Raw genomic sequence first — 1,025 nt, forward strand, 5'->3', positions numbered from 1 at the left:
CGCCCCGCGACTGCGCCGCGGCCAGCCAGCGCAGCCCGCACGCCTCGGCCGCGAAGAACCCCGGCGGCGCGTCGCGGCGCTCCTTGCGGTGGCTGTTCGGCTCTCGCACCATGGACCCCACCGTAACGACGGCGTCCGCCACGACGAGCGCCCGGCGGGGGATGCCGTCACCGCGGCCCGGCGGCCGCCTCGGCGTCGCGCTCCCGGGCGCCGGGCGCCGTTTTGGTCCCTGCGCCGGCCGTCGGCTACTCTTGAGCGGTTGCCCTGCGCGCATCGGCCAGTGCGACCGTCGTCCTGACGGTCTGCCGCGCCCCGGGACCAACGGACGAACGACCCATCAACGAACTTTCAGGAGATCACCCGTGGCTGCCAACTGCGACGTCTGCGGCAAGGGACCGAGCTTCGGTCACAACATCTCGCACTCGCACCGCCGCACCAAGCGCCGCTGGACCCCCAACATCCAGCGCGTTCGGACCATGGTGAACGGTGTGACGCCCAAGCGGATCAACGTCTGCACCTCGTGCCTCAAGGCGGGCAAGGTCGCGCGCTGACCTGTCAGCTCTGAGAGGGCCGGCTCCCACGGGGGCCGGCCCTCTTGCATGCCCGCACCACCCCGAGGCCGCTCAGGGCCGGAAGTGGTCCCAGCCGGTGAGCGACTCGTGCAGGCCACCGACGAGGATGTCCGGGCCCTCCCCCGGCGCGATGCCGCGCACCACGCCGATGATCCGCCACCCGCTCGGCACGCAGCCGGCCGGGAAGGTGGCCAGCAGTGAGTGCTCCTCGCCGCCGGCGAGCACACAGGCCCGAGCGGCGGCCGCATCGAGCGTCGGGGTGAGCCGGTCGATGTCGTCGTCGAGCGCGGTCGGGTCGAGATCGAGGATGACGCCGCTCGCGCGGGCGATCCGGCCGCCGTCGCGCAGCAGCCCGTCCGACACGTCGAGCATCGCCGTCACCCCCGCCGCCACCGCTGCCGCACCGTGCTCCAGGGGCGGCTGGGGCCGGCGGTGCGCCTGCACCGCCGCGGG

General features: G+C 74.2%; 1 protein-coding gene and 1 pseudogene. One reads left to right on the top strand and one right to left on the bottom strand.

The window, feature by feature from the left end:
* Window positions 1-362: 362 nt before the first annotated feature.
* Entirely contained in the window at window positions 363-551 is a 189-nt protein-coding gene (gene rpmB / locus N864_RS22605) for a 50S ribosomal protein L28 (RefSeq protein WP_034722879.1), read from the top strand.
* 72 nt (window positions 552-623) lie between these two features.
* On the opposite strand, the pseudogene N864_RS25320 reads toward rpmB, so the two are convergent.
* Window positions 624-1,025 (bottom strand): annotated as a pseudogene (locus N864_RS25320) (thiamine-phosphate kinase); the annotation flags it as partial.

Source organism: Intrasporangium chromatireducens Q5-1, from assembly GCF_000576575.1.
Lineage (GTDB): Bacteria > Actinomycetota > Actinomycetes > Actinomycetales > Dermatophilaceae > Intrasporangium_A > Intrasporangium_A chromatireducens.